1 pseudogene is annotated in these 586 nt (G+C 33.1%); it reads left to right on the plus strand.

Features of this window, described 5'->3' with window-relative positions:
* Nucleotides 1-311 (plus strand): annotated as a pseudogene (locus BHECKSOX2_RS03805) (hypothetical protein); the annotation flags it as partial.
* Between the last annotated feature and the right edge of the window lie 275 nt (nt 312-586).

A 586-nucleotide genomic window follows, 5' to 3' on the forward strand; every position in this document is an offset into this window, starting at 1 on the left:
TTTTTTTTGGTAATGTACTGTACTGGGCCATCTATGCAGATAAAGGCTATTGTGACAAACAAACTCATATTGATGCTAAACGCAAAGGTTGTAATCTAAAGGCTATCTTGAAAAACAATATGAAAAATAAAAATAAGGGTAGAGACAGTTTTATCACAAAAATGCGTAGTCCGTATGATCGAGTATTCTCTCAAACTAATCATCGAACAAGGTATAGGGGTGTTGCTAAAAATCAGTTTGCAATGTTTATGGAATCATTGGCGTTTAACCTTAAAAGAATGGTGATTTTAAATGAAGAGTATGGTTTTTAGGGGGGGTATTGTTTGTTTTTTGTTGATTTTAAGGGAAATTGACAAAAAATGGGAAGATAGCAGAGTTTAATGGGGGGTATGAATAAAAAAATTGTGGAATAGCGGAGTTTGATGAGAGAAATATGGGGAAAAATTAGGTTTTAGATTTTTTTAAAAATTATTTAAATTCAACGGTCTCATGATAAAAATATTCACGACTCAAAAACCTTAAATGTTGCCATAAGCCATGCTAATAGCAACAGAAACAAACCCATCAAACAAGCGGTATGCGACCG

Source organism: thiotrophic endosymbiont of Bathymodiolus puteoserpentis (Logatchev), assembly GCF_900127505.1.
Classification (GTDB): Bacteria; Pseudomonadota; Gammaproteobacteria; order PS1; family Pseudothioglobaceae; genus Thiodubiliella.